The sequence below is a fragment of the Sphingobium sp. 15-1 genome, from assembly GCF_013375535.1.
GTDB lineage: Bacteria > Pseudomonadota > Alphaproteobacteria > Sphingomonadales > Sphingomonadaceae > Sphingobium > Sphingobium aromaticivastans.
On the sequence record NZ_JABXJG010000002.1, the window covers coordinates 331,400 to 353,035 of the forward strand.

The following is a 21,636-nucleotide window of genomic DNA, read 5'->3' on the forward strand; positions in this document are numbered from 1 at the left end:
TCAGCCCGTCAACAGATCGCCATAGCGCGCAGGCCGATGCGTTCGCCCCAGCCGCCGCAACACCCGGTCGATGCTGCCGAGCAGCGCGGGCACATGCGCGTCGCCCGGATGCACCGCAACCCTGGCGACCGGCGCATGGCGCAGCACTGTCGGCAACAGCCGCGCCGCGAGCAGCGACGACGCGATTCGCGCCCGGCTGCGGCTGGCCCAGGTGATGACCGGCCCCCGCGCCAGCACCTTGCCCGACGGCGGATGCCAGACCTTCATATGATCCTCCGCCAGCGCAAACCCGCATCGCCCCAGCGCATCCAGCGCGCCCGCGCCATACAGCCAGGCCGGCGCGACGAACCCTGTCACCGACCGCCCGGTGATCTGCTCGATCAGGTCGCGCCCGTCCCGCATCCGCCGCGCCGCCGTCTCGCCGTCCAGTGCCAGAAACTCGCCTTCCCCGGCGGTCATATGCCGCGCCTTGAAGCGTGCGGCGGCGCTGTCGTGGACGGCCATGTCCTTGTGGAACCAGCCATGCGCGAACATGCTGACCCCCGCATCGGCCCAGGCCCGCAGCCGCGCCGCGAAGGGCGATCCCACGGCCAGGGGATGCCCCCCCCAATGGTCCGGCACCACCAGCATCGCCAGTTCGGAAAGCCCGACATAGCGCGTCGTCCGATCCAGCAGCAGCTCCACCTCCGTTTCGAAACGGGGGCCAACATCATGAATTGAAAGAAGAAGCCGCTTCATGACAGGTCAACGCCCCCCGAAACCCTGTGCATTACCAGCGGCCCTATGATTGTCGGGGATGACGCCATTATTACAAAGTCGGCCACAAGCGCTCTTTCACTCTTGCAGGGAAGACGCCATGGCCGGAAAGCGCCGCAGTTCCTTGGCCGTTTATTTTTTCGACTTGCGACAACTGAGGTGACATCGACCCGCTGCCGTCTTTCCGCCATCGCGGCAGGAGAAGAGGCGTGCGCATTTTCGGATATGCCCTGCGGACGATGGCGGTCGCGGCGCTGATCGCGGCGGCGCCGTCGGCGGACAGGCGCGATCCGCCGCCCCCCGCCGGTCCGCCCCGTTTCGGCGGCGAGCTGTCGGTGATGACCTATAATATCCACGGCCTGCCCTGGCCGATGGCCTGGGGCCGCCCGGCGGATTTCGCCCGCATCGCCACGACATTGCAGAGGCTGCGCACAGAGAGGCGCAACCCGCAGATCGTGCTGTTGCAGGAAGCCTTCACCAGCGAGGCGCGGACGATCGGCCGCGCCGCGGGCTATCGCTACATTCTCGACGGTCCAGGGGAAGATGCCGCCAGCCTGCAGCCCCCCGCTCCCGCCGATCTGCGATTCGCGGCGGCGGAAAGCTGGTCCCATGGCGAGGGGATCGGCAAATGGGTCGGCAGCGGCCTGCAGATCCTGTCCGATTTCCCGATCGTCGGGGCGCATGCGATGGTCTATCCCGGCTATGCCTGCGCGGGGTTCGACTGCCTGGCGAACAAGGGCGCAATGCTGGTGCGGATCAGCCTGCCCGGCGGCGGCGATCCGGTGGACGTCGTCACCACCCATCTCAACAGCCGCCGCGCCTCCGATGTGCCGGACGAGCGGTCGAACCAGGCCCATGACCGGCAACTCGCCTGCCTGACCGCCTTCATCCGCCGTTTCCACGACCCGCGCGACGCATTGATCGTGGCGGGCGATTTCAACGCCGGGCAGACGCAGGCGCGGCGCGGCGACCTGATCGGGCAGGCCCGTTCTTGGAGCCTCGGCGCCCCCGCCGACAATGCCTATGCGGCGGCGGCAAGGCTGCATCTGCCTCTGTCCGCCGATGCGCGGCTGTCGGCGCGGCGCGGCCGGGATTGGGAATTTTTCGCGTCGGGCCGGGACACCGATGTCGCGCTGCGCCGGATCGAGGTGCCCTTCGGCCATGCCGCCGACGGCAGCATGTTGTCGGACCATGTCGGCTATGCCGCCGTCTATGCGCTCCGGCGGCGGCCCGTCACCACGACCTTGTGAAGCCTACCGTCCATTGCCGGGGCCGCAGCGGCGTATATTGCGGCCCCTCGCCCAGCGAGAAGGGATTGCCGAAGGCGAAGCTGTCCGCCCTGCAATCGAACAGGTTGCTGCCCGCCATGCGAATGCCCCAGCCCCCCTTGTTCAGCAGCAGATCGGCATCCGCCAGCGCATAATCGCCCATTTTGCGGTCCAGCCCCGGATCGAAGCTGAGGCGCGAACGGCCCAGATAATTGACCCGCACCCCGGCGCTCCCGCTCCATCCCCCCAGATCGAAGGACCGGCGCAATCCCCATCGCGCCGTCCAGCGCGGAATGACGGGCAGATGCCGGTCCTCGATCCTCGATCCGTCGCTTTCCCTCGTCAGCAGGGCGCTTTGCACCACCACCCCGGCGGTCAGCGCCCAGCCGCGCCCCGGCGTCCAGTCGACCGACGCTTCCGCCCCATGGATGCGCGCATCCCCGACATTGCGGGTGCCGATCAGCCCGTTGGACAGCAGATAGTCGGACTGGAGATGCGACCATGTCGTCAGGAAGGCGTCGGCGTTGATCGTCAGCCGCGCCGACGCGCCATGACGCCAGCCCGCCTCGAAGGTCTGCAATTCGTCGGATTCGAAGCGCTCCGCCGATCCCGTGCCGGTCTGGGAAAGCCCGCCCGGACGCAGCGCCCCGGCATAGCGCAGATAGAGGAAATCGCCGCCCCCCGCCTGCCAGGAAAAAGCGAATGACGGGGTGAAGCCGCTGCGCGACACCGAAACCTCGACCCGCGCCCGTTTCGCGCCCCGCTCCTCCTCGGTCCGCGAATGGAACAGGCGGCCCCCGACATTCAGCGACAGCGTGCGGGACAGCGGCACGCTGACGTCGCCAAAGGCCGACAGCTCAAGCACCCCCTGAATGCCCGTGGCCACCGTCATGTCGCCCGCCGCGCCCCGGACCGTGCCCAGCAGATGGTTGCGCACGTCCATGAAGGACAGGCCCGCCAGCCAGGACAGGCCGTCCCCGTCGCTGCGGGACAGGCGCAATTCCTGGTCGAACAGGCGGTTCCTGCGCTGCTCCACATAAAGCGCCGGGGCCGGAACGCCGAAGGCCGAAGCCGACAGCGCGCTCGCGTCCAATGTGCTGGACACGTCATGGTCGACCCAGTTGCCCGCATAAACCAGGTCCGCGTCGCCCAGCTTCCCCGCGATCCGCAGCGACGCCATGGCGAAGTCATTGTCATGCGGCTCGGCGGGCTGGGACGGCCGTACCAGCCGGTGCCGGGCATAGACATATTGGCTGTCCGCCACGTCCTGCAACTGGAGGATGCCGTTCACGTCGACGGTCCAGTCCCCCGGCAGCGCGCGCAGCGCGAGGCGAAGGCCGCGCACCTGCCCCCGGTTCGAATCGCCCCGCCCGGCTGTGTCGATCCAGCCCGGCTCCCGCGCCGCATAGGCGACGCCGCGCAGCGCCAGCCGGCCCGCGACCAGCGGCAGGTTGACCATCGCCTCCGCCGCGCCGCCGACATCGCCATGGGTCGCGAAAGACCCGCCCGCGCCCACCATCGCCGCGAACCGCCCGGCATCGGGCGGCCGGGTCACGATATGGAAGACCCCGCCCAATGTGCCCGTGCCGTAGAGCGACCCTTGCGGCCCCTTCAGCAGCTCCACGCGCTCCACATCGACCAGCCGCAGGTCAGGATCGGGCGCGTTATAGGTGGCGCGGGCGTCGTTCACCAATATGGCGACGGTCGACTGGCTGTTGCCGTTGAATGGGCTATCCGCCACGCCCCGGATGAACTGCCGGTTGCGCCCCGGCCCCAAATTGGTCAGCGTCAGCCCGTCGAGCTGCCGCGCAATATCGGCGGTTCCGGGCAGCAATGTGCCGCTCCGTTCGCCCGGCCCGTCCGCGATGGCAACCGATATGGGCAGGCTCGACAGGTGTTCGGCCCGCTTGGTGCCGGTGACGATGATGTCCACCCTGCCGCCGGGCTGGGGCGAAGGGCGATCCGCTGGACGCGGCAGCGGCGCCCGCTCGGCGCGCACCAGGCGGAAGGTCGTCGGGGACAGGCGCTGGGCCGTCAGCCCCGTTCCTTCCAGCAGCTTCGCCAGCGCCTGCCGCGCCGTCAGGCGGCCACTGACCGGGCGGGACCGGATGTCCGGCAAGCGCCCTTCGAAACCGACCGCTATGCCCGTCTGCCGCGACAATTCCGCCAGCGCGGCGGGCAGCGGCGCGGCGTCGATGCTGATCTGCCGGGCCTGCGCCCAGGCGCTGCCCGGCGCGGCGAGTTCAGCCGCCGCCAGCGCGCAGCAGGACAGCGCCGTCCTTGCGCCCCTCCTCGCGCACGATCCGAAGATCCATGAGCTGCGCCACTTCACCGACAAGACTCGATCCGTCCCCCACGATCAACACGCCGGAAAAGCGCCGGCCGGCGACATCCGCCCCGGCCCTGACAGGCACCCCTGCATAGCGGCTGATGTCGGACGCGACCAGTGACAGCGGCACGCCTTCATAGACCAGCCGTCCCTGCCGCCAGCTCCCGACCGCGGCGGGCGCGACCGCGCTGATCTCGCCCTGATGCGCCGTCCGGTCGACGACCATCTGCCGCCCGGCCGGCAGGCGGATCGCGGCGTTGCCGCCGCCCGCCGGGCGCAGCGCGATCACGCCCTCCGCCACGGCGACCCGCATCGTCCGGGCGTCGGCCAATATGTCGAAACGGGTGCCGATGTCGCTGATCTCCTGCCCGCCCGCCCGGATCGTCATCGTGCGGCCGGGGCGGTGGGGAATGTCGAATAGCGCGCCGCCCTCCAGCGCCAGCCGGTCCTGGCCCTCTCCCTCCACCCGCAAATGGCTCGACGGGGCAAGGGCGATCCGCGAACCGTCCTTCAGGGCGACGATGCGGCTCTGCCCGGCGGCGGTGCGATAGTCGGCCACGGGCGATGCGGACGGCAGCAGGGCGGGCATGGCGACCGCCAGCGCGATCGCGGCGGCGATGCCGCCACCGGCCCAGACGCCCCAGCGGCGCTGGGCGGGAACCGGTTTCTCCACGGCGGGAAGCGCCGCCGGGGCGCTCTCGACCGGCGGCAACAGCGCGGCCAAAGCAGGGCGATGCGCGTCGATCCGGGCGTCCAGCAACGCGATCTCATCGAAGGCGGAACGGTGCACGGGGTCGGCCTCCAGCCACAGCGTGAAGCCGTCCCAGTCGAAATCCGCATCGTCCTGCGCCCGGTGCCAGGCGACCGCCTGGTCGATGATCGTCTCCGTCATGGTTCCGTCCCGTACCGGGCCCCGTCCGGGCATGGCCCGTCCGCGCCCTTCTGTCTCCCCTGTGACGTTACCATTACAGCATTGCCTCAGTCCTCGCTCAACGCTCGGCGCAAATATTTCATCGCGACCGCCATATGCTTTTCGACGCCACTCTTGCTGATGCCCAGCCGCGCCGCGACCTCGCCATGGGGCAGGCCCTCGATCTTGTGCAACTGAAAGGCGCGCCGCGCCCCAGGCGGCAGATTGGCGATGGCGGAGGCGAGCCGGGCCACCTCCTCCCGCGCGGTCATCTGCTCCAGCGCATCGGCGCGGCTGTCGGCAGGATCGGCGTGCCGCAGATCGGCGCCGGAGGCCAGCTCCATCCACGCCCGGTCGCGCACCTCGCGCCGCTTCGCCTCGCGCAGCCGGTCGAGCACCAGATTCTGCGCGACGCGATAGAGATAGGCGCGGGGATTCGCGACGGGTCCGCTGCCCCCCTCCCCGATGCGCAGCCACATGTCGTGCAGCACATCCTCCGCCTCCGCGGCATTGCCGGTGCGCGCGACCAGGAACCGCAACAGCTCGCCGCGAAGCGCGTGATAGACAGTTTCCAGCCCGCCTTCCATTCTGGCGCCCTTCCGATCCACGCCCCTTCATTCCCCCCAAGCGCGGGGCTTTGCAATTTAATTGCCCGTAATGTTGCGGTAAGAGGGCAATGTGCTCCTGCGAAGGCAGGAGCACGTCGCGCTTCGGTCTACAACCGCTCCCGCACCCCTCGCATCACCTCATCCAGAAAATCCGCCGCCGCCCGCACCCTCGGCAAGCGCTGCAAATCCGCATGCATCACCAGCCAATAGCTGCGCCACACCTCCATCGACTCCGGAAATAGCTGCACCAGCCGCTCATCCTCCGCCGCCGCGAAGACATGCAGCACGCCCAGCCCCATGCCCGCCGCGACCGCCGCATGCTGCGCCGCGCTGGAACTCGCCCGGAAGACGATGGCCGCCCCCGGCAACAACTGATCAAGCGCGATCATCTCCGCAAACCCGGCCAACTCCTCGATATAGGAAACGAAAACATGCCGGCCGAGATCGGCCCGCCCCGTCGGCACCCCCTCCCGCGCCAGATAGGCTTTCGACGCATAAAGCCCCAGCCGGTAATCGGCCAGCTTGCGCGTCACGAACCGCCCCTTGGGCGGCGGTTTCAACATCACGGCGATCTCCGCCTCCCGCCGCGACAGGCTGGCCGCCTTGCTTTCGGACGCAAGCTCCAGCGTCAGCCGCGGATGCCGCTCCCGCAGCTTGGCCACGCGGGGCGCGATCAGATGGCTGGCGAAGGCCTCCGGCGTGGCGAGCCGCACCGTCCCCTCCACCTCCCGGTCGCGTCCCGCGACGCTGCTCATCGCGGCGAGCAGTTCGCTCTCGATCCGCTCGGCATGGGGGACCAGCGCGAAGGCGGCGGGCGTCGGCGTCACCCCGCGCGGGCTGCGGTCGAACAGCCGCGCTCCCAGCGTCGCCTCCATATTGGTCACCCGCCGGGCGACCGTGCTATGATCCACCCCGACCCGGCGCGCAGCAGCCAACATATTGCCCTCCCGCATCACGGCGAGGAACAGGCGCAGCTCATCGGAATTCAGCATAGGCAAATCCGCACAACCAATGTGTCCACATACCCGTATATCTGCAAAGCTGACCCGTCTATACCAAAGCCATCCCACCGGCAGGAGAGGAACCGGAAAAATGCGTTCAATTACTCATTTCATTCATGGACAATCCGCCCCGCTGGCGGGCGCCCGCCTGTCCGACGTGCTGAACCCCGCGACCGGCGCGGTCCAGGCCCAGGTCGAACTCGCCACCGCCGCCCATCTTCAGAAGGCGGTCGATTCCGCGCTTGCCGCCCAGCCCGAATGGGCCGCGACCAACCCGCAGCGCCGCGCCCGCGTGATGTTCCGCTTCAAGGAACTGATCGAGCAGAATATGGACGAACTCGCCGTCCTGCTCTCCTCCGAACATGGCAAGGTGGTGGCCGACGCCAAGGGCGACATTCAGCGCGGCCTGGAAGTCGTCGAATTCGCCTGCGGCATCCCCCATCTGCTGAAGGGCGAATATACCCAGGGCGCAGGGCCAGGCATCGACGTCTATTCGATGCGCCAGCCGCTGGGCATCGCAGCGGGCATCACCCCGTTCAACTTCCCCGCGATGATCCCGCTCTGGATGAGCGCCATGGCCATCGCCTGCGGCAACGCCTTCATCCTCAAGCCCTCGGAACGCGACCCGTCCGTGCCGGTGCGCCTGGCTGAACTGGCGATCGAAGCGGGCATGCCGGCGGGCATCCTGAACGTCGTCCACGGCGACAAGGAGATGGTCGACGCCATCCTCGATCATCCGGCCATCAAGGCGGTCAGCTTCGTCGGATCGTCCGACATCGCCAACTATGTCTATGCCCGCGGCGCCCAGAACGGCAAGCGCGTGCAGGCGATGGGCGGCGCCAAGAATCACGGCATCATCCTGCCCGACGCCGACATGGACCAGGCGGTGGCCGACATCGTCGGCGCAGCCTATGGCTCGGCGGGCGAGCGCTGCATGGCGCTGCCGGTGGTCGTGCCGGTGGGCGAAGCCACGGCGGAAACCTTCCGCGCCAAGCTGATCGACGCCATCGAAACGCTGCGCCCCGGCATCCCCACCGATCCCGACGCGCAATATGGCCCGCTGGTGACCGGCGTGCACAAGGCCCGCGTCGAAAGCTATATCCAGATGGCCGCCGATGAGGGCGCGGAAATCGTGGTCGACGGGCGCGGTTTCTCGCTCCAGGGCTATGAGGAGGGCTTCTACCTCGCCCCGACGCTGATCGACCGGGTGACGCCGCAGATGAAAAGCTATCAGGACGAGATTTTCGGCCCGGTGCTCCAGATCCTGCGCGCCCAGACCTTCGAGGAAGCGCTGAGCTATCCGTCGAAGCACCAATATGGCAACGGCGTCGCCATCTTCACCCGCAACGGCGACTATGCCCGCAAGTTCGCCGCCGATGTCGAAGTCGGCATGGTCGGCATCAACGTGCCGATCCCTGTGCCGGTCGCCTATCACAGCTTCGGCGGCTGGAAGCGCTCGGGCTTCGGTGATCTCGACCAGTACGGCATGGATGGCGTGCGCTTCTACACCCGCACCAAGAAGATCACGCAGCGCTGGCCCGACGGCGGCGCGGTGATCGACCAGAGCTTCGTCATCCCGACGATGAAATAAGCCTCCGGCGGCGGAAGGGGGAACGGAAGCACCGGCTTGTCCGTTCCCCAGGGGATGAGCCACGAACCCGCCACTTTCGATCCTCCACCGGACGCGGCGGAATTCTACGCGGAAAGCCTCGCGCATCTGGTCCAGTCCGGCATCCCCTTCATGCTGTCGGGCACCTACGCGCTGGGATGCCATACCGGCATCACCCGGCCTACCAAGGATCTGGACGTCTTCTGCAAGCCGGGCGATGCACCCCGCATCCTCGCTTATTTCAAGGCGCTGGGGCATCGCGTCGAGTTCGAGGATGAGCGCTGGATCGGCAAGGTCTGGCGCGGCGATCATTTCTTCGATGTGATCTACAACATCTCCTCGGCCAGCCTGCCGGTGACGGAGGAATGGTTCCGGGACGTCTCCCACGCCGAAGTCTATGGGACGAGGGTACGGATCACCCCACCCACCGAATTCATCCTCTCGAAAGTCTTCATCCAGGACCGCTACCGCTATGATGGCGCGGATGTCGCGCACATCATCCTGCGCCAGCATGAGCATATCGACTGGCAGCGGCTGCTGGACGCGATGGAGCTGCATTGGGAAGTGCTGCTCATCCATCTGCTGAATTTCCGCTTCATCTATCCGACGGAGCGCCATTGTATTCCGCTCTGGCTGTTCGAGGAGCTGCTAGGCCGGTTGCAGACCCGCGCCGAACTGCCCGTGCCCAAGCTGCGCGTCTGCCGGGGGCGGCTGCTGTCGCCGCGCGACTATCTGATCGACATCACCGACTGGGGCTTTGCCGACGTGGTGGGCAAGGGGCTGGAGGAGAGCCATGACCGCAACCAGTGAAGCGCGGCCCAAGGACAGCCTGGTCCTGGCCGCCGTCGGGGACCTGCATGTCACCGATATGTCGGAACATCGCTACCGGGCGATGTTCGAGGAGATTTCCGCCCAAGCGGACATATTGGCGCTGTGCGGCGACCTCACCAATTTCGGCAAGACGCGGGAGGCCGAGATATTGGCCGAAGACCTGCGAAGCTGCACCATTCCGACCGTCGCGGTGCTGGGCAATCACGATCATGAATGCGGCCAGCCCGAAGTCGTGGCGCAAATCCTGCACGGCGCGGGCGTCACCGTGCTGGACGATCAGGCGGTCGAGATAAAGGGTGTCGGCTTTGCCGGGGTGAAGGGTTTCGTCGGCGGTTTCGGCCGGGGCGAGCTGGGCGCCTTCGGGGAAAGCGCGATCAAAGGCTTTGTCGAGGAATCGATCAACGAGGCGCGCAAGCTGGAAAATGCGCTGCGCTCGCTGCGGACGGAGCGGACCGTGGCCGTGCTGCACTATGCCCCGGTGGTGGACACGGTGCAGGGGGAACCGCCGGAGATTTTCCCCTTCCTCGGTTCGTCGCGGCTGGCTGAAGCCATCGACAGGTTCGACAATGTCCGCTTCGCCGTGCACGGCCACGCCCATCGCGGCGCCTTCGAAGGGACCACGCCCGGCGGCGTCCCGGTCTATAATTGCGCGCAGTTCGTGCTGTCGGAGCGGTTCGACCGGCCCTATGCCCTGATCGCGATCTGACGCGGGCGGGCTGCCTTGGCGGGACGCTTGAACCAGAAGGTCCAGACCGCCAGCGTGCCGAGCAGCGTCATCGCAAGGCCTGACAGCGTCATGACCAGCCTGAACGCCAAGCCGCAGACCTTCGCCGCGTGGAGCGGATAGAGCAGATTATAGCCCTTCACCGCCGTCGGCAGCGTGGCGGCATCGCGTGCCACGACCAACGCGCCGCTGTCGGCCGCGAACCACAGCGTCGTGCGGCCATTGGGCAGCCATTCCTGCGGCCGCCGCATGCGGATGGTGATCAACCCGCTATCCTTGCGCGGCAGGCTCAGGCTGCGCAGTTCCGCATCGGGAAAGCGCGCCTTCGCCGCCACGATTATCCCGGCCCAGTCCAGCCGCTCGGCCAGTTTCGCGTCGCGAGGCGGCGGCGGAGCCAGAGCCTTGTCGATCTGCGCAGGCGCGCCCGGCCCGAACAGCAGCGCCGCCATCGGGCGGAACACCAGCACGACCCCCGTCACCAGCGACAGCAGCAACAGCGGCGCGACGACCACCCCCAGATCGCGATGATGCCGCACGATCGCCGGACGACTCATCCGCGCAGGCCATAGCCGCCATTCGAATGTCCGGCGAGTGCGCCACCAGAGGATGAGGCCGGAGCACACGAAGAACAGCCCGCAAAGCGCGGCGATGCCGATCACCCAATCGCCCGCCTCGCCGGAGAAGAGATGGTGGTGGAAGTCGAACAGCCACAATTCGGGCCGCTCCCATAGGCTGTTCCATTGCGCCACCACAGCACCCCGCTGGTCCGCATAGGCGCCCCGACCACCCTCGAACAGCAATTTCAAAAGCCCGAAATCGTCGGACGCATAAGTGATCGACTGCGGCCGCGCCGCCGGATCGGCCATGAGTCGCTGCGTCACATCGGCCAGTTGGCGGACATCCTCCACCCGCGGATCGCCGGCATGGGGCGCCAGCGTCCAGGCGTTCTTATGCACCAGCAGCGCGCCGCTAACGCCCAGCAGGGCCAGCAGTAGTCCGATCAGTCCGCCGGTCCAGCGGTGGAGGGTGTCGAGCAGTTTCACTAGAATCGATAATCCCAGGACAGGGTGAAATTGCGTCCGCGCCCCGCGAAATAATGGGCATTGTCGTTGGGCCGGACGGTCTGGCTGTAATAATCGATGTAGAATGTGTCGAAGATATTCTGCGCCGCCAACGTCAGGGCGCCGAACCGGGTCTGGTAACGCAGCGACAGGTCAGTCACGTCATAGCCATCGAAGCGATAGAGCGGCGGATAGGCGCCGGGCGTCCGTTCGAACTGGCGGGACAGGAAGAATTGCGTCTGGATGCGCGCCGAGATCGGCCCCTGCACATAGCTGGCGGCGACGTTCACCCTGTCGGGCGAGATATTGGCGCCGTCCAGATCGCGGTCGACCTTGTCGATGCCATTGTCCGATCCGTCGGTGCGGCCGATCAGATGGGCATAGCCGGTCGACAGGGTCAGCCCCGGCAGCGGCATCTTGGCCGACAGGTTCAGTTCCAGCCCCTGTATCTCCACCCGTTGGCGCTGAACCTCGAACACGCCGCCGCTCTGCACCAGCAGCGACCCATTTTTGCTGGTCGACCCGAAATAAGCTAAACCGGCGTCGATCGGGCCGCGCTTCACCTCCACCCCGATCTCGCGATTGTTGGAGACGATCGGGCTGATGTTCATATAATCGTCGATGTCGACGCCCGGCGTCGCCACGGCGCGGGCGATGCGACCGACGTCGGGCACGGTATAACCCTCCGCATAGCTGGCATAGGCGCGGATGCCGGTCCAGGGTTCCAGGATGACGCCGCCGTTGAACATCATGTCGCTGAAGGTCGGCGCGCCGCCCGCCACATCGACGCCGCCGCCATAGGTCCAGAGCGTATGATAGTCGTCGATGCTGATGCGCACATCCTCATAGCGCAGCCCGCCCGCCAGGCGCAGCTTCTTGTCGAACAGCGCCAGGTTGAACTGCGCAAAGGGCGCGAGGCTGCGATAATCGGTCGGCGGCACCCAGCTTCGGCCGGTCGCGATCAGCCGCTGTTCGGTCAGGTCGTAGAGCGCGTCGAAGCCGATGGTGGCGGTCAGCGCCTCGAACCCCGGCATGGCGCGCTCATAGCTGATCTTGCCGCCATATTTGCGGCTGCGGTTCTGCGACTGGTCGAACAGCGTGTTGACAGGCGCGATGCGCGGGTCCTGGAAGCTGGCGATCGGCGCTACCTCCCCGCCATAAGTGTCCCGCGAGCGGTTGAAGAAGAGTTGCGCGATGAAATTGCCGCCCCACAAATCGCTGTCGGTCAGTGTCAACGCCGCGCTTTCGGTACGGTTGGTGGCGGGAACGCCCGGCGGCGTGCCGCGCGCCGAGCTGGTCGGCCGGTCGACGCGATAGTCACCGTCCGCTGCGACATAATCGCCCTCTCCCTTCAACTGGAAGCGGCTCATGGTCAGGTCCAGCCGGGCGCTGTCGCTGAGCGCATAGCCGAAGCGGCCGAACAGCGACCAGCTCCGGCTGTCCTGCGTCTCGCCCTGAGTCAGATCGGTGCCGACGCGATTGCCATGGCCGTCGTAGAAAGCGCCGCGCTTCTCATAGGCCGCGCCGACCATCGCATCCCAGCGCCCGGAACGCCAGCCGATCAGCCCCGCCACCTTGCCGCCGATGCCGTCGCCGCGAAAGCCGGTGTCGGCATTGCCCTGCACCAACACCCGGCCCGACAGGCCGTCATTCTTTGGCGGCGTGACCGTCACCTGATTGACGATGCCGCCCGTGCCGCCGATTCCCTGCAAGGCGTTGGAGCCATAGATCAGCTCCACCCGGTCGATGAAGAAGGGATCGATGGTGAAGCCGTCCCGCGCGCCGTCGCGCAGCGGCGCCGTCTGCGGAATGCCGTTGATCGCATAGAGCGGCGAGCGGCCGCGCAACGTCTCGCCCGCGCCGGACAGCTTCTGCCGCGTGGGCGAAAAGGACGGAGTCAGCGCCGACACCGCATCGACGATCGACCCGCCGATCGCGACCTGCTGGTTCAGCGTTTCCTGATCGATGACGTCGATCGTCAGCGGCAGGGCGTTGGCGGGCAGAATCGTGCGCGCCGCGGTCACTATGATCGGGCCAGCCTCCTCGGCAGCGGGTTCCGACTGGGCCAACGCAGGCAGGCTGGTCAACGCGAAGGCGGTGGTGGCGAGCAGGACAGACGAGCGGATGTGCATTCATTCCCCCAATTGGCTGCCCTCCCGCTAGCCAAGAGAATGAGATGTTGCAAGTCATTATCAATATAAATTAACCGCTTCGCAAGGAAGCGCGTGGCTCGCCTTACCTCCATCGGCGGAATAAGATTTAAGCCAGCGATTTCAGGACACGCTATAGCCGCCGTCCACCGTCAGATGATGGCCGGTGATGTAGCTGGCCGCATCGCTGGCGAGGAACAGAATGGCACGGGCCTGCTCGATCGGATCGGAAATCCGGCCCAGGGGGATGCGACCCGGCGCCGTCATGGGACCGCGCATCCGGATTTCGCTTCCCATCCTCTTCGCGCCGCCGCTCGCCGTGCCGCCGGGCTGGATCGAGTTGACGCGGATCTTATGCTCAGCAAACTCGACGGCGGCGGCACGGGTCATAGCGTCGACGCCCGCTTTGGCTGAATCATAATGGATGTTGTTGAAGATCGTCGGATGGTCGGCGCTCACCGACGACACGTTGACGATGGAACCGCCGCTGCCCTGATCGCGCATGATCCTGATCGCCTCCCGCATCATCAGGAAGGTGCCGCGCGTGGTGACGGCGTGCATGATGTCCCATTCCGACGCGGGCATCGTCATGGTATCCGCCTTGCGCCGGTAAGCCGCGACATTGGCCAGCACGTCCAGGCTCCCGAACAGCGCCCCCGCCTTGTCGAAGGTGGCCATGACCGACGCCTCATCCGAAATGTCGCAGACAGCGTAAGGGGACTGGCACATGTCCGCCGCCTCGCGAACGGCGCCTTCGTCCATATCGACGAAAAGAACGCGCGCGCCCACCTGCGTGAACAGCGTGGCGGTCGCCCTGCCTATCCCCGAGCCCGCGCCGGTGACGATGGCGGACTTGTTCTCAAGGCCGAAGACGGAAAGTGGTGGAAGATCGGACATGACGGCTCCCAGATGAAATGCGATGGATGGAAGAGGTGAAGGATCAGTGCTGCCGTGCGGGTTCCCAGACGAGCGGCAGACGCAAAACGGCGTTCACCATGCCTGCGCCAAAGGTCGGCCGGTCGGCGGGATCAAGCGCGAAGTCTGGAATGCGGGCCAGCCATTCCTCCAGGAAAATCCGCATTTCGCTGCGCGCCAGGGTCGCGCCGGGGCAGCGGTGCGGCCCATTGCCGAATGCGGCGTAGCTGCGCTCCAGCGCGGGCCGTTCCCAATCGGCTTCCATCGGATCGGGGAATTTGCGCTCATCCATGCCATGCAACAAAGGACGAATGTAGATGCGGTCACCGGCGCGGAAGGTCACGCCGCCATATTCGATGTCGCGGGTGACGACGCGCGCGGTCGATGAGGGCGCGAACATGCGCAAAAGTTCGTCGACCGCGTTGGCGATCAGTTCGGGCCGGTCGACAAGTTCGCGGCGCTTCGCCGGATTTTCGGCAAGGAACCTGGCGGCAAAGCCGAGCGACGATGCAACCGTGTCGAGACCGCCGAACATGAGGTTGCTGGTGATGCTGAGCAAATCCTCCTTTGGTATGGCGTTGCCGCCCACCTGCGCCACGACGACGGCGCTCAGCAGATCTTCTCCCGGCTTGACCTTGCGCGCCTCGATCACATCTTCAAGGTAAGCATTCATGGCGAGAGCGGCGGCGGTCCGGTCTTCCGGTTTCTTCGGGCGGACCGACATTTCGGTCCATTCAAGGAGCCGATCGAGATGATCCAGCGGCTGGTCGACCATCTTCATGAAAATGGTGATAGGCAGCTTCATCGAGAAATCGCTGATGAACTCGCAGCGTCCGTCAGCCTTGAAGCCGTCGATCAACGCGATGGCCAGCAGCCGCGCCTCCTCCTGCAACGCCTTGATCGCGCGCGGCGTGAAGAATTGGTTCAGGATCGAGCGGTAACGCGCATGTTCCGGCGGGTCCATTTCGATCGGCAGCAGCCGGGGCCGGTCCGGATGTTCGGGCAATACGATCCTCTGCATGGAGAAGGGGTCGTGATGCTTTTGCATATGTTCGATGTCGGCTGCGCGCGTGACGATCCAATGGCCGCCATTATGTGGGGTCCATATGATGTCAGGTCCATCGTGCAATTGTTTCCAGGCAGTATTCACATCCTCTTCGCCGCCTGGCGGGGACGTGAAATCCCAATGGACGACCAGATCATCGGGTACATGATCGGGCTTGGGCGCAAGCTGCATCTCGAACATCTTGATCTCTCCAATCATAAACTTGCGCGATGGCGTATCAAATGGCGTGTCGATCCCGGTCGGTAGGTCGACCCCTCAAACATCCCAGACGAGATGCAGCGAGTCCACTCCGTTGACCGACCCGGAATGAGTGACGGGCGGCCGTTCCGGATCCAGCCGGAAATCGGGAAGGGCCTTCAGCCATTCCTCCAGGAACACCTGGATTTCAGCCCGCGCCAGCGGACTGCCGACACATTTGTGCGGACCGTTGCCGAACGTGTTGTGCACGGGATCGCGATCGAAATCGATCTCCATCGGCCGGTCGTAGAGCCGGTCATCCATGCTGGACATCGAAATCGGCACCATGACCATTTCGTCCTTCTTGAAGACAGCATCCTTATATTCGAAATCCCGCAGGATCAGACGCCCTGTGTTCGAAAGTCCGAAGCGGCGCAGAAACTCTTCCGTGGCTCTGGGGATGATTCCCGGTTCATCGACCAGGCGACGGCGCTGTTGCGGATTTTGTGCCAGATAGCGGGTGATGAAGGACAGCATGTTGGCGACGGTGTCGAGACCGCCGAAGAAGACCAGAACGGCCATGCCGATGACTTCATAGTCGCCCTGGAAACGGGCATTGTTCCGCCATCCCGCGATCTTGCTGAGCAGATCATCGCCAGGATTGCCGGCGCGTTCATCGAGAACTTGTTGGAGATAGGCGACAACCTTTTCCTGAGCGCCCAGCTTCACCTTCGAATCCGTCGCAGTCATGAAGGTGACGCCCCAGTCGACGAACTGCTCCCGCTGGTCGAGCGGCAGATCGACGATGCCGAGGAACATTGTGACCGGCATGATTCGGGCGAAATCATTGACGAACTCGCATCGTCCCTTCGACTTGATCCCTTCGATCAGGCTGCGCGTAAGGGCTACGGCATCCTCGCGCATCCGAGCGACGCGGCTGGGGGTGAAGAAGGGGTTGAGAATGGCGCGATACCGGGCGTGAAGCGGCGGATCGACGGTCAGCGGCGGCATGCGGATGGGCGACGACCCGCGCGGTATCGTGAACACCTCATGGCTGAAAATCTCGAAATGCTCCTGCACGGACCTGATGTCTTCGCCACGCGTGAGAATCCAATGCCCGCCATTGCAGGGCGTCCAGACAATGTCGGGTCCGTCATGCAGCCTCTTCCACGCAGTATAGACGTCGCCTTCCTCAATGCCCGGCGGGTGGAGATAATCGAAATCCACCACCAATTCAGGCGGCACATGGTCCGGCACAGGCACGCGATTATAGAGCGCCTGGTGCTGCGCATAGATGTCGACCATATCGGCGTCGGCCATCCCGATTTTCCCCTTCAATTATGGGGCACGTCGTCATAGATCGACGTCGCGGCCCCGGTCAGATAGACATATTCGCTGTAAACCCCGGTATCCGCCCGGGTGTCGGCATAGATGTAGTTGAGCTGGCCATCCATGACGGCTCCCTTCATCGGGGTCGCCAGGCCAGCCCCCTCGATGCGCCGGTTGATCTCCTCCCACGCGACGGCATCGGCCACGCGGAAGCCGTGATGATGCAGGCGGACCGCCGACGGCGCATCAGGCAAATAGGCTTCATAGATGACGGGCGCGCCGGGACCGATCTGGATGAGTTCCAGCATGGTGGCGCCCACCCAGGCATGGGCCGCGTCCATGAAAGGCGAAGAACGCTTCCGGCGGAAGCTGGCTATGCCAAAACGCTTCCCGAGCGCTGCCATGGCCTGGTCGAGATCGCGGGCGACAAAGCCCATTTGATAGAAGCCGTCGAAGAGGGTGGTCATGCAACCTTCCTCACGCGATCTGGAAGCCGCCATCGACGACGATCGTCTGGCCGTTGATGTAGCGACCGGCGGCCGAGGCCAGGAGCAGCGCGACCGGAGCGACGTCCTCCGGCGCACCATGGCCCATGGGAAAGCGCTCCGGCCGCATGCCGGGCCCCTGGGAAGGCATGGGACAGCCTTCGGGAAAGGGGTCCGAGGGAATGGCGCCGACCAGGATCGCGTTCGACGCTATGCCGTCCGCCGCGCAATCGAGCGCGAACTGCCGGCTAAGGGCGTTCGTGCCCGCGCGCGACGATCCATAGGCATAATTGCCATGCAGCACCGGATGGACCGATCCAATGGTCGACAGGTTGACAAGGCGGCCACCCCGGCCATGCGCCCGCATCGTCCGGACGGCCTGCCGCATGAGCAGAAACGCCCCGCGGACATTGGTCGCGTGCACGCGATCCCATTCCTCCATGGTGAGGTCATCAAGCGGCCAGGGGCCCGTCACGATGGCGCCGTTCACCAATATGTCGAGTTCGGGCACGCCGCCGAACAGCGTCTTGACACCCTCCTCCGTCAGTTCCGGTTCCCGCGCATGGGTAACCGCCGCGCCCGCTGTTTCGAACAGCGACGCAATGGCGTGGGGGACTTTGCCTCCACCGACCACCAGGGCGGTTTTGCCCGACAATCCGAACAGGGAATCCAGCATCAGGGCCTTCCTCTCAACATTATTTTCAGGCTTTTTGCAGCTTCGTCGTGCAATATAAGAAACATGTCTTATTGCAAGCCGCTCAACCTCCAAAGCGGGTGACAAGCCGCTTCCATCGCCTATGTGATGGACGTCATGGGATCGACGCCACAACGAGCGGCTCTCCGCGCCGTTGCAATATGGCGGCGTTGGGCTGATAGCGGTGCGGTCCACGGCAATAGTGAGAGAGCGGTTTCCCATCATGAATGATCTTCCTGCCCAACCGTTCAAGGGCACGGCCCTGGCCTTGGTAGAGGCGGCGGAACGGCTGTTCGGGGAATATGGGATCGAAAATGTGTCGCTGCGCCAGATTCGGCTGGAAGCCAATGCTGCCAATAATTCCGCCGTCAGCTATCATTTCAACGATCGGGAAAAGCTGGTTCGCGCGATCTGGGCGCACCGCCTGCCCGCGCTTGACGCGCGACGGCGGGAGATGGTGGACCTGATCCGCGCCGAAGGGCGGGAGAAGGATGCGGCAGCAGTGCTGGGCGCGCTGGTCCTGCCCAATTACGAACTGCGCGACGCGCAGGGGGTGCATCGCTACGCCGCGTTTTTCCGCCATGCGCTACGTTGGCGGGAGGGGGCCGAGATTCGCAATTCGCAGCTTTATTCGACGCCCGCCAGCGGCGAGGCCATGGCATTATACTTCGCCCTGCGGCCTGACATGTCGCCGGACCTGCTGAGTTACCGCCTGCGGCATGGCGCGTGCACCTTTTTCGACATGATCTTCGAACGCGACAAGAATGTGGCCGAAGGGCTCGCGGTCATGCCCGAAGCGGGATTCCTGGCGGAAGGTCTCAGCATGCTCGAAGCCATTTGCCTTCGTCCCGCACCCTCGGCTTAGGCCGCGTGGACGAATTGGGAATGTCGGGAAATGGCCAGGAGCGGACGTTAGTTCTCCGTCACCCCGGACTTGATCCGGGGTCCCGCTTTCTTCTCCTATCCGCGCCCAGCCCAAGGCAGCGGGACCCCGGGTCAAGCCCGGGGTGACGAATAAGGGAGTGGCGGGAATCCACCCAAATCACTCAGTCCGGCGAGTCTTGAATTTGTCCACGCCGCCTAAAGCATCGTGCAGAAAAGTGGGCACCGCTTTTCTACTCAACAGATGCGACAATAAAAGTTGGAGCGCGCGACCCGCGTCAGATTGAATGCAGCACGCTCCAAGGCAAGCCGATCCTTCCCGCATAGCCGTCCTTGCGCGCCATGGATCGCATAGGCGATCATTTCCGTATGGATTGGCGCTGCCGCCTTCTCCTCTTTAAGAGATGCGTCTCACCTTAAGTCACATGTCTTACAAGTGACGAGTGCGAGATGGGAGAAGATATGCTGAGAGGGAAATTATATCTGGCCGGGATTTCGCTGCCCGGTCTTCTGACGGGTCTTGCCGCCCCGGCGCTGGCGCAGGATGGCGTCGCGGAAATCATCGTCACCGCCCAGAAGCGCGCCGAAAATCTTCAGGACGTGCCTATTGCCGTCAGCGCCTATTCGAGCGAGGCGCTCGAAGCCCGTGGCGCGACCGGCTTGACCGCCCTGTTTCAGTCGCCGCCGCCGGGCGTGGTGATGCAGCCTTTCGCGGGCAGCCAGAGCCTGTTGATCGTCGACATGCGCGGCGTCACCAACAGCGATCCGGGACAGGGCACGGTGGAGCTTGGCACCGCCGTCTATATTGACGACGTGTATCTGGGCCGCGCCCAGGGCATGGGCGCCGAGCTGGTGGACCCCGAACGGATCGAAGTGCTGCGCGGCCCGCAGGGGACGTTGTTCGGCCGCAATGCCGAAGGCGGCGCGATCCGCATCGTCACCAAGAAACCCACCGGCATATTCGGCGGCGACGGCAAGGTGACGATCGGCAATTTCGACCAGCGCCGCTACGAAGCGCATCTCAACCTGCCGGAAATTGCGGGTTTCTCGATCAAGCTGGATTATCTCAATTCCAGCCATGGCGGATGGACCAAAAACGGTCCCCGCGTGGCCCGGATCGCTCGTCAGGACGATTTCGGCGCGTTCGACGGCGAAGGCTATCGCGCCAGCGTCAGGTGGCAGCCGACATCCGCGATCACCGTCGATTACGCCTACGACCATAGCGTGACCAAGGACACGCGCGACTATAAGGTGCTGGTCCGGCCGCCGCTGATCGACCCGAACGGCCGGACGATCCTGCCGCTCGCCACGCTGACTGGCGCGCGTCCCCTGACCGACCGGATCGACCGCCGCACCGACACGGCGTGGACATCGCTCTATAATGCGCCTTTCCGCACCGAAGCGTCGGGCCACACGATTCAGGCCGGCTGGGAACTGAACGATGCGCTGACGCTGCGGTCGATCACGGCCTTCCGCAAGACGGACGAAGAGGGCGCCAATCAGCTTGGCGGAGCGTTCAGCCTGAGCAAATTCCCCGCGGCCCGCTCCGCCAGCATCCTGTTTCCCCGGCTTGGCGGAACCAGCCTGGGGATCGATCCCGCCACGCCCATCTGGGGCATTTCCGGCGTGACTTCCTACAACAAGGTCAAGCAGAAGCAGGAGAGCCAGGAATTCCAGCTCGTCGGCAGCCTGCCCGAAGTCGAATTCGTGCTGGGCGCCTATTATTTTCATGAGAAGGTGCAGGACACCCGCCAGACGCTGCTCAGCATCGTCTATACGAATCCCACCTTCACCCAGGCGCTGGGGGTCAATCCCTTCGCAGTCGGCAGCGCGGCTGCCGGGCTCAATTCCCAGAGCGCGGAATCCACCTCATATGCGGGTTTCGCGCAAGCCACCTGGTCGCCCGGTTTCGCGGACAACCGGCTGCATCTGACGGCGGGCCTGCGCTATACGGATGACAAGAAGACCTTTGACCGCACCATGTTCAACGGCGCTCCCACAGCCATAACCGGCGCGCCGTTCCGCGAGCGGCGCTGGGACCCGGCCTTCACCATCGCCTATGACGTCACGGACGATGTGAATATCTATGGCCGCTATGCCCAGGCCTATCGGGCTGGCGGCGTGTCGGTACGATCGCCCCTGTTCAAGCTCTTTGGCGCCGAGGTGAACAAGTCCTTCGAAATCGGCGTGAAAAGCGACCTGATCGAACGCCGCCGGCGCGTCAACGTGGCGCTGTTCGAAAACCGTATCCACAACCGACAGATCACCAGCCAGCTCGATCCGACGGGCGATCCGGCGATCACCGACACGCTGAACGCTTCGGGCGTCACCCGCATCCGCGGCGGGGAACTGGAAATCGTCGCGGCGCCCACCCGTGGGCTACAGGTGTCCGCGACCTACGCCTATCTGCATGGCAAGCGCCCCGGCAGCTATTTCATCATCGATCCCCATGCCGAACTGCGCATCCAGAGCCTACCCGAACATGCGGTCACGCTGGCGATCGATTACAGCCTGCCGGTCGGCATTGGCGATCTGGCCTTCCACGGCGACTATGCCATGGCCAGCGACACGCCGGGGACGGGTCGCGTAGCGTTCGGCGCCTTCGCCTATGACATCCGCCGCGACGTGGCCAATGCGCGCATCGCATTGCAGAATGTCGAGGTCGGGCCGGCGAAGTGGCGGCTCGCGCTATTCGCCAAGAACATTTTCGACACCGCCTATCCCGTCTTCACGGCACCGGGGGCCAATGCGATCCTTTCGCCCCCCAGAACTTACGGGATCGAACTGGGCGCCAGCTTCTGACGTGATCCATCCGGCGCGCGGCATCTCTTTCCAGGATGC

At 65.3% G+C, this 21,636-nt stretch carries 18 protein-coding genes; 6 read left to right on the top strand and 12 right to left on the bottom strand.

Going from position 1 to position 21,636, the window contains the following annotated elements; genetic code table 11:
- Positions 1 to 738 carry a polysaccharide deacetylase family protein gene (locus HUK72_RS17790; protein WP_176598135.1) on the bottom strand — a complete coding sequence of 246 codons (738 nt, stop codon included), beginning with the start codon at positions 736 to 738 and terminating at the stop codon, positions 1 to 3.
- 227 nt (positions 739 to 965) lie between these two features.
- On the opposite strand from HUK72_RS17790, the gene HUK72_RS17795 reads away from it, so the two are divergent.
- A complete protein-coding gene (locus HUK72_RS17795) occupies positions 966 to 2,006 on the top strand; it encodes an endonuclease/exonuclease/phosphatase family protein (protein WP_176598136.1) in 1,041 nt (346 codons plus the stop codon).
- Here the strand turns inward: HUK72_RS17795 and HUK72_RS17800 are convergent.
- The 4 genes from HUK72_RS17800 to HUK72_RS17815 form a co-directional block, all read right to left on the bottom strand.
- Positions 1,990 to 4,356: a TonB-dependent receptor gene (locus tag HUK72_RS17800; protein ID WP_336952163.1), complete on the bottom strand. Its 2,367-nt coding sequence runs from the start codon at positions 4,354 to 4,356 to the stop codon at positions 1,990 to 1,992. The genes HUK72_RS17795 and HUK72_RS17800 overlap by 17 nt on opposite strands.
- Positions 4,268 to 5,245 (bottom strand): FecR domain-containing protein, encoded by a 978-nt coding sequence (locus HUK72_RS17805; RefSeq protein ID WP_255325853.1) that lies wholly within the window; start codon positions 5,243 to 5,245, stop codon positions 4,268 to 4,270. Before HUK72_RS17805 ends, HUK72_RS17800 begins: the two co-directional genes overlap by 89 nt.
- An 86-nt stretch (positions 5,246 to 5,331) precedes the next feature.
- Positions 5,332 to 5,871, bottom strand: coding sequence for a sigma-70 family RNA polymerase sigma factor (locus HUK72_RS17810; protein ID WP_336952145.1), 540 nt, complete (start codon positions 5,869 to 5,871; stop codon positions 5,332 to 5,334).
- A 107-nt stretch (positions 5,872 to 5,978) separates the two neighbouring features.
- Complete coding sequence (locus HUK72_RS17815) at positions 5,979 to 6,863, bottom strand: LysR family transcriptional regulator (RefSeq protein WP_176598138.1); 885 nt, start codon at positions 6,861 to 6,863, stop codon at positions 5,979 to 5,981.
- Between the two features lie 100 nt (positions 6,864 to 6,963).
- On the opposite strand from HUK72_RS17815, the gene HUK72_RS17820 reads away from it, so the two are divergent.
- Genes HUK72_RS17820 through HUK72_RS17830 form a run of 3 tightly spaced genes read left to right on the top strand, consistent with a single transcriptional unit; the run spans position 6,964 to position 10,018 of the window.
- On the top strand, positions 6,964 to 8,463 hold the full coding sequence (locus tag HUK72_RS17820; protein WP_176598139.1) for a CoA-acylating methylmalonate-semialdehyde dehydrogenase: 1,500 nt from the start codon (positions 6,964 to 6,966) through the stop codon (positions 8,461 to 8,463).
- A gap of 54 nt (positions 8,464 to 8,517) precedes the next feature.
- Positions 8,518 to 9,291, top strand: coding sequence for a nucleotidyltransferase family protein (locus HUK72_RS17825; RefSeq protein WP_176598868.1), 774 nt, complete (start codon positions 8,518 to 8,520; stop codon positions 9,289 to 9,291).
- Positions 9,275 to 10,018 carry a metallophosphoesterase gene (locus tag HUK72_RS17830; protein ID WP_176598140.1) on the top strand — a complete coding sequence of 248 codons (744 nt, stop codon included), beginning with the start codon at positions 9,275 to 9,277 and terminating at the stop codon, positions 10,016 to 10,018. Before HUK72_RS17825 ends, HUK72_RS17830 begins: the two co-directional genes overlap by 17 nt.
- Here the strand turns inward: HUK72_RS17830 and HUK72_RS17835 are convergent.
- From HUK72_RS17835 to HUK72_RS17865, 7 genes are all read right to left on the bottom strand, one after another.
- Positions 9,997 to 11,079: a PepSY-associated TM helix domain-containing protein gene (locus HUK72_RS17835; protein WP_176598141.1), complete on the bottom strand. Its 1,083-nt coding sequence runs from the start codon at positions 11,077 to 11,079 to the stop codon at positions 9,997 to 9,999. The genes HUK72_RS17830 and HUK72_RS17835 overlap by 22 nt on opposite strands.
- The gene (locus tag HUK72_RS17840) at positions 11,079 to 13,229 is read right to left on the bottom strand and encodes a TonB-dependent receptor (protein WP_176598142.1); all 2,151 of its coding nucleotides are present in this window, start codon (positions 13,227 to 13,229) and stop codon (positions 11,079 to 11,081) included. The genes HUK72_RS17835 and HUK72_RS17840 overlap by 1 nt, the downstream gene beginning before the upstream one ends.
- A 141-nt stretch (positions 13,230 to 13,370) precedes the next feature.
- Complete coding sequence (locus HUK72_RS17845; RefSeq protein WP_176598143.1) at positions 13,371 to 14,144, bottom strand: SDR family NAD(P)-dependent oxidoreductase; 774 nt, start codon at positions 14,142 to 14,144, stop codon at positions 13,371 to 13,373.
- Between the two features lie 43 nt (positions 14,145 to 14,187).
- On the bottom strand, positions 14,188 to 15,426 hold the full coding sequence (locus HUK72_RS17850; protein ID WP_218036167.1) for a cytochrome P450: 1,239 nt from the start codon (positions 15,424 to 15,426) through the stop codon (positions 14,188 to 14,190).
- A 57-nt stretch (positions 15,427 to 15,483) separates the two neighbouring features.
- Positions 15,484 to 16,725 carry a cytochrome P450 gene (locus HUK72_RS17855; protein ID WP_255325854.1) on the bottom strand — a complete coding sequence of 414 codons (1,242 nt, stop codon included), beginning with the start codon at positions 16,723 to 16,725 and terminating at the stop codon, positions 15,484 to 15,486.
- Between the two features lie 14 nt (positions 16,726 to 16,739).
- A complete protein-coding gene (locus tag HUK72_RS17860; RefSeq protein ID WP_176598144.1) occupies positions 16,740 to 17,201 on the bottom strand; it encodes a VOC family protein in 462 nt (153 codons plus the stop codon).
- A 10-nt stretch (positions 17,202 to 17,211) separates the two neighbouring features.
- On the bottom strand, positions 17,212 to 17,895 hold the full coding sequence (locus HUK72_RS17865; protein WP_176598145.1) for an SDR family NAD(P)-dependent oxidoreductase: 684 nt from the start codon (positions 17,893 to 17,895) through the stop codon (positions 17,212 to 17,214).
- A gap of 241 nt (positions 17,896 to 18,136) precedes the next feature.
- Between HUK72_RS17865 and HUK72_RS17870 the strand changes: the two genes are divergently transcribed.
- Positions 18,137 to 18,778 carry a TetR/AcrR family transcriptional regulator gene (locus HUK72_RS17870; protein WP_176598146.1) on the top strand — a complete coding sequence of 214 codons (642 nt, stop codon included), beginning with the start codon at positions 18,137 to 18,139 and terminating at the stop codon, positions 18,776 to 18,778.
- Between the two features lie 479 nt (positions 18,779 to 19,257).
- Positions 19,258 to 21,597, top strand: a complete 2,340-nt coding sequence (locus tag HUK72_RS17875; protein ID WP_176598147.1) for a TonB-dependent receptor — start codon at positions 19,258 to 19,260, stop codon at positions 21,595 to 21,597.
- Positions 21,598 to 21,636 lie beyond the last annotated feature (39 nt).

What these genes read in the sequence shown, in the direction of transcription:
- HUK72_RS17870 (WP_176598146.1), top strand. Translation starts at nt 18,137, where the DNA reads ATGAATGATCTTCCTGCCCAACCGTTCAAGGGCACGGCCCTGGCCTTG.
- HUK72_RS17875 (WP_176598147.1), top strand. Translation starts at nt 19,258, where the DNA reads ATGCTGAGAGGGAAATTATATCTGGCCGGGATTTCGCTGCCCGGTCTT.
- HUK72_RS17845 (WP_176598143.1), bottom strand. Translation starts at nt 14,144, where the DNA reads ATGTCCGATCTTCCACCACTTTCCGTCTTCGGCCTTGAGAACAAGTCC.
- HUK72_RS17865 (WP_176598145.1), bottom strand. Translation starts at nt 17,895, where the DNA reads ATGCTGGATTCCCTGTTCGGATTGTCGGGCAAAACCGCCCTGGTGGTC.
- HUK72_RS17830 (WP_176598140.1), top strand. Translation starts at nt 9,275, where the DNA reads ATGACCGCAACCAGTGAAGCGCGGCCCAAGGACAGCCTGGTCCTGGCC.
- HUK72_RS17805 (WP_255325853.1), bottom strand. Translation starts at nt 5,245, where the DNA reads ATGACGGAGACGATCATCGACCAGGCGGTCGCCTGGCACCGGGCGCAG.
- HUK72_RS17860 (WP_176598144.1), bottom strand. Translation starts at nt 17,201, where the DNA reads ATGACCACCCTCTTCGACGGCTTCTATCAAATGGGCTTTGTCGCCCGC.
- HUK72_RS17850 (WP_218036167.1), bottom strand. Translation starts at nt 15,426, where the DNA reads ATGATTGGAGAGATCAAGATGTTCGAGATGCAGCTTGCGCCCAAGCCC.
- HUK72_RS17815 (WP_176598138.1), bottom strand. Translation starts at nt 6,863, where the DNA reads ATGCTGAATTCCGATGAGCTGCGCCTGTTCCTCGCCGTGATGCGGGAG.
- HUK72_RS17825 (WP_176598868.1), top strand. Translation starts at nt 8,518, where the DNA reads ATGAGCCACGAACCCGCCACTTTCGATCCTCCACCGGACGCGGCGGAA.
- HUK72_RS17820 (WP_176598139.1), top strand. Translation starts at nt 6,964, where the DNA reads ATGCGTTCAATTACTCATTTCATTCATGGACAATCCGCCCCGCTGGCG.
- HUK72_RS17855 (WP_255325854.1), bottom strand. Translation starts at nt 16,725, where the DNA reads ATGGCCGACGCCGATATGGTCGACATCTATGCGCAGCACCAGGCGCTC.
- HUK72_RS17790 (WP_176598135.1), bottom strand. Translation starts at nt 738, where the DNA reads ATGAAGCGGCTTCTTCTTTCAATTCATGATGTTGGCCCCCGTTTCGAA.
- HUK72_RS17840 (WP_176598142.1), bottom strand. Translation starts at nt 13,229, where the DNA reads ATGCACATCCGCTCGTCTGTCCTGCTCGCCACCACCGCCTTCGCGTTG.